The organism is Ponticaulis profundi (assembly GCF_042659465.1).
Taxonomy (GTDB): Bacteria; Pseudomonadota; Alphaproteobacteria; order Caulobacterales; family Hyphomonadaceae; genus Ponticaulis; species Ponticaulis profundi.
In genome coordinates this window covers 1-4699 of record NZ_JBHSSW010000006.1, presented here as the reverse complement: position 1 = coordinate 4699, position 4699 = coordinate 1, and the positions used below count along the sequence as shown (strand labels likewise).

5 protein-coding genes and 1 pseudogene are annotated in these 4699 nt (G+C 50.2%); 5 read left to right on the top strand and 1 reads right to left on the bottom strand.

Translation table 11 applies throughout. The features are described from left to right. The coding region (locus ACFQDM_RS06735) for an RNA-directed DNA polymerase (RefSeq protein WP_377377149.1) at positions 1–940 on the top strand (940 nt) is incomplete at its 5' end. Between the two features lie 81 nt (positions 941–1021). Here ACFQDM_RS06735 and ACFQDM_RS06730 read toward each other — a convergent pair. Next, positions 1022–1231 carry a hypothetical protein gene (locus ACFQDM_RS06730; RefSeq protein WP_377377148.1) on the bottom strand — a complete coding sequence of 70 codons (210 nt, stop codon included), beginning with the start codon at positions 1229–1231 and terminating at the stop codon, positions 1022–1024. 1006 nt (positions 1232–2237) lie between these two features. Here ACFQDM_RS06730 and ACFQDM_RS06725 point away from each other — a divergent pair. The 4 genes and pseudogenes from ACFQDM_RS06725 to ACFQDM_RS06710 all read left to right on the top strand — a co-directional run. Then, on the top strand, positions 2238–2957 hold the full coding sequence (locus ACFQDM_RS06725) for a replication initiation protein (protein WP_377377147.1): 720 nt from the start codon (positions 2238–2240) through the stop codon (positions 2955–2957). Continuing rightward, complete coding sequence (locus ACFQDM_RS06720; RefSeq protein ID WP_377377144.1) at positions 2954–3361, top strand: helix-turn-helix domain-containing protein; 408 nt, start codon at positions 2954–2956, stop codon at positions 3359–3361. Before ACFQDM_RS06725 ends, ACFQDM_RS06720 begins: the two co-directional genes overlap by 4 nt. 355 nt (positions 3362–3716) lie before the next feature. Next, positions 3717–4295: an SLATT domain-containing protein gene (locus tag ACFQDM_RS06715; protein ID WP_377377142.1), complete on the top strand. Its 579-nt coding sequence runs from the start codon at positions 3717–3719 to the stop codon at positions 4293–4295. Further along, positions 4285–4699, top strand: a pseudogene (locus ACFQDM_RS06710) (hypothetical protein); the annotation flags it as partial. The gene ACFQDM_RS06715 and the pseudogene ACFQDM_RS06710, both read left to right, overlap by 11 nt.

The following is a 4699-nucleotide window of genomic DNA, read 5'->3' as shown; positions in this document are numbered from 1 at the left end:
AATCAACTTCTATCCAACTATAGCTCACGATGTACTGCTTTCGCAGCTTCGGAAACGAGTACCTGACGACCTAGCATTGCAGCTTGTTCATGAGGCAATTGCAATTCCAATTGGGTTTGATGAATCGGAAATACGTACTGTTGGTGTCCCACAGGGCTTGAGCATCTCAAACGTACTTTCAATGGTTTATCTTCGTGATTTCGATTTTTCCTGCAATCTTGAATACGATTATTTCCGCTATGTAGATGACATTGTCATCCTGGCAAAAAAGAACAAAGTTGCAAAAATCCACGCAGAAATAAAAAATTATCTTTCAGACCATCTACGCATTGAAACTCACCCCCTAGACGAAGGTGGGGGAAAAACGATGATTTCTAGCGTGGCGACCGGCACGGAATATTTGGGTTATAAAGTTAGGGCGACTGGCCTTAGCATCCGTGATAAATCTTACAAAAAGATGTTCCGGGCAATTATCGGTTGCCTGCGGAGGCTGCGAGGCACGTCCACTGTGGAGCAAGTTCTTTGGAAGCTAAATTTAATTATCACCGGATGCCGTTTTGAAAACCGCTCTGTAGGTTGGGTATTTTTCTTTCGCCAAGCATCAGACATGGCCCAATTTCATCGTATGGATGCGTTTGTCAAAAAACAAATGGGGTTGTATGGCCTAGCACACCTGACAGGCAGAGCTAAGAGCTTTACCAAAGCGTACCGAGAAATTCGGTACAATCGAGAGGCGACAAATTACTTCCCTGACTTTGATAACTTCACCTTGGCTGACAAATTTCACGTTATTTCTCTTATTCGTGGAATATCAGAAGAACAGTTGGGACGGATGGAGCGAAGCGATTTGGACAATCTGTACTGGTCAATCGTTCGAGGGCAGGTAGCTAAAATGGAGAAAGAAACTGTGGACTTTGGCGCAAGTTATGGTGGTTACTAGCTGCTTCTTCCGTAATTAGTCTTAAGCGGCAAAAAAGCCCGGCGCGAGGGATCGCGCAGCGGTTGTCAGTCAGCCGCCGCGTCAACGCTCACCTGTCACTTGCTCGCGCCGCTGCCGCTCTGTCTCAGCTTCGCGTAGAAACGCCGCCCGATACATGGACAGGGACTGCCCCTTTCCACCGCAGGCCGTGCAGCACGCCCTGCGAACCATTGCCTTAGCCTCTTTCCATTCCCCAAAGCTCATCTCAGCACGATGCCCGCAGCGGCGCTGAAGGGTAAATTGCACAGGCATCGCCACAGATCCTATCGGCAGGGGTGTTGCAGTTGCAGGATATGGCCAATGTTAACCGAAATTGCATTCCGGCATCGGCCCTGTGTTTTGAGCTTCCGCCTACTGGGACTGGCGAGGGGAAGAGTGGCAAGAAATGGAAGTGTAATTTTTTACACTCAGACACGTCGCCGTTCTTCGCCTAGAGACGCGTTCTGGCCAGCAGGAACAGGGCGGCGAAGCAAACCTGTTTACATTCCACATTTCCCGCCATCTTCACCCTCTGCACCCATCTTCACCCTCTGCACTGGCAGTTTGGTAGGACCGCAGGTGATCTAGTTCAGGATGCTCTCTGCACGGAGAGCGCGGCACCTCGGGCCCAAGGCAATCAGCGGAGCGGCACAGCGTGGATTGCCTAGTGGGTTGTCATTTCAAATGACAATTCTGCCTGCTAACGGATCGCAGGGCTTACGCCATTATCACCACGCCCTTGTTCCAGGAGGCTACGCCTGGCCACAGTCATTTGGACACCGAACTGTGGCTTATCTGATTGGTAAGCTAGTTAGCCTCCAGAGCGCCGCAGAGGCCCCTCGCAGCTTTTGCTGACCCCCCGGCCGCCTCTGAGCGCTTCTGGCCTCTGTACGGGCCTCTACGGGCCTCTACGGCGCTCTGGAGGCCTCTTGCGAGGTGCAACAGTGCTCACCACCCATTTCTCAGCAAGTTAAGCGCTTCCTACAGGCGCTCCCAGGGGCCAGCTACACCCTCTACCTAGCAGCGCAGTCCTTTTTTCTTGTTTTTATCTTGTTTTTGGTAACGGCAAGATACTGATTATATTGAAAAAATCAGGCTTAATTGTGAGGAATACCGAGTTAAGTGTGAGGAATACCGAGTCGACTGTGAGAAATATCGACCGTTTTCCACAGGCAAATCCAGTATTGTGAGAAGCTCCGACCAATCATAGGGTCTATTTACAGCCTCATAGTTGATCGTAGGTTCTCACAATATGGCGCGACCGCGAAAAAATGACCTGATGAACCTGCCGGCAGGTGGCAACGTCACGATGCACAACACACTGGTGAGTGCCTCCCACGGCTTGAACCTTAGCGAGAAACGGCTGGTTTCAATGGCTGTTGCAAAGCTATCCCCGAAGGCTGCGGCGCTACCTGGAAAACCCATCAAGATTTCAGCGGTAGATTTCGCAAAGCAGTTCGGCCTCGAGCCTCACACCGCCTACGTCCAACTTCGAGAAGCTCAGGAAAATCTGTTCAATCGTTACATCCGGCATATTGAGCACTACGGCCCGAACGACCAGAAAATCGAAGTGGTCAAAATGCGATGGATATCTTCGATCCGCTACAAGGAGGGTGAGGGGGAGGTTTCCATCGCTTTTGCGCCCGAGATCGCGCAGTTCCTCGTTCAGCTCAAAAAGCACTTCACAAGCTACCAGCTCTCGAAGGCCGCGGCGCTCCGATCGACCTATTCTTGGCGGCTGTTCGAGAACCTCGAACGCTTTCGAGAGACCGGGGTCTGGGAAGTGGACATGGACCGCTTCCACACCATCATGGAAACCCCGAAGAGCTACCGAGCCAACTTCGCGCAAACTCGTCGTTGGGTAGTTGACCCTGCCCTGTCAGAGCTAGCGGCGCGAACCAATATTACGGCAGAGGTTGAACCGATCCGCCGGGGCCGAAAGATTGCTAGACTTCGATTTACCTTCGAGAACGCCAGCCAAATGAACCTGCCGCTATGAGTGAAGCTCCGCACACCCCTTCGCACATGTCTCCTGCACAGGCTGCACAGGTATCAAATGTCTCTCGATGGACCATCATGAGGGCAATAAAGACCCAAGATTTGCAAGCTTCCAGAGACAATCGCAATCAATGGCGGATCACGCCAGAAGCTCTTCAAAATTGGAGGGCGCACACTGTGCGCACATCCAATAACTTACACACCTCGCACACCCAAGAAGCTGTAGCTGAGCTTCATGAAAAGCTGGCTGCAGAAACGGCCCGTGCAGATGTGGCTGAAGCCATCCTCGCTCATGAGCGTAAAGCCCTGGCCGCGACCGAAAGCGACCGGGACAGTTGGCGAGCAATGGCTGAGAAGCTAGCTGATCGTCCGCGCCGCAGCTGGTGGCCATGGAAAAAATCATAGGCTCAGCTGACCACGCAAAAGCCACTTGTCTAACCCACCGGACAACAGTTGATGCATGTACAGTGCAATTATCGACTTAGAATTGCCGTCTACCAGCAAAATTGTTGGCCGCACTACAGCTCGCCAAACTGGATATTTAACTCCTAAGTAGGGTTCGGAGGGAAAGCGGTTGTTGTTGAAATTGCTAGAGTAATAGCTATGTTGCTAATGTGTGCGGGCGGAGCGTACAGCGCTAGTTCCCATTGAAGGGACTAAACTTAAAGCACGGGTTCAACTGCCCAGCTATGGCTACCTCTAGAGATTCTAGGGGTCTAAACTGTGAATAATTACGCTCGCACACATTCGGAGATATTTTTTGGCCGATAATATTAATGATCCCCTTGGAAACATTTGGATTACAAGCCGTGTTCGCATGGATGCTCATGCGAAGTTTACACGCCTCGACCGATTTACCCATATATCGCTCACAACTTATTCCGTTGCGTTGCTTGGCTTTTCCGTATTTCAGCATCACTTGGAAAACACCCGCCTTGGGCCGTACACTTCAGAAGTTTCAATAGTCCTGTCAGCGAGTATTCTTTATGCCTCACTCGTTGTTTGGGGGCTAAGGTTTGGTGACAAATCTCGCGACCACCGAGATTGTTACTTAGCTTTGCAAAAACTTTATGATTCTGAAATGGAAACAAGCGAGAAAAAAATCGCCTATCAAGATATACTAGACAGATACCCCAACCATAGCGCCCTTGACTACGAACGCTTCATTTTTAGAAAAGTATGGATTGAGAAATCACCCATAGAGACGGCGAGAGGCCCGGTTCAGATGAGCTTTGCTCGGGCAGTAAAATACATAGTGCTTGAACTATTAGTTTGGATAATCGGGGCAATCATATTTCTTATCCCCGCTATTGCAATTGCCGTAATATATGCCCTCTGAAACCCCAAGCAAAATATTCAGCTCTTTCTTCTCAGAAGAGAACCTTAAGCGCATCTTTGATGAACGTATCAAAGATGCAAAGTTTATAGGCCTGGACGGAGTAAAGGCCTCATCACTTGGGGCTGATATAGACAGCGCCATCGAAACGGCGATAATAAAAATACATGCAGGGCGCTACAGGTTCACAAGATACCGTGAAAAGCTAATTATAAAGAACCACAGAAAGCCGCCACGGCAGATCGCAATCCCGACTGTTCGAGACGCTTTGGTATTGCGTGCCCTGTGTGATTATCTAACAGAAATCTACGGTGATTGCCGTATGACACCGCCGCATGATGTCATCAAGCGCCTGGCCACAGCAGCGAGCTCTGCATCGCCTGATGACTGCTTTCTACGGATGGACG

Bases quoted from the DNA above. Each gene is read 5' to 3' on its own strand.
- ACFQDM_RS06720 (WP_377377144.1), top strand. From the start codon at position 2,954: ATGAGTGAAGCTCCGCACACCCCTTCGCACATGTCTCCTGCACAGGCT.
- ACFQDM_RS06730 (WP_377377148.1), bottom strand. From the start codon at position 1,231: ATGCCTGTGCAATTTACCCTTCAGCGCCGCTGCGGGCATCGTGCTGAG.
- ACFQDM_RS06725 (WP_377377147.1), top strand. From the start codon at position 2,238: ATGAACCTGCCGGCAGGTGGCAACGTCACGATGCACAACACACTGGTG.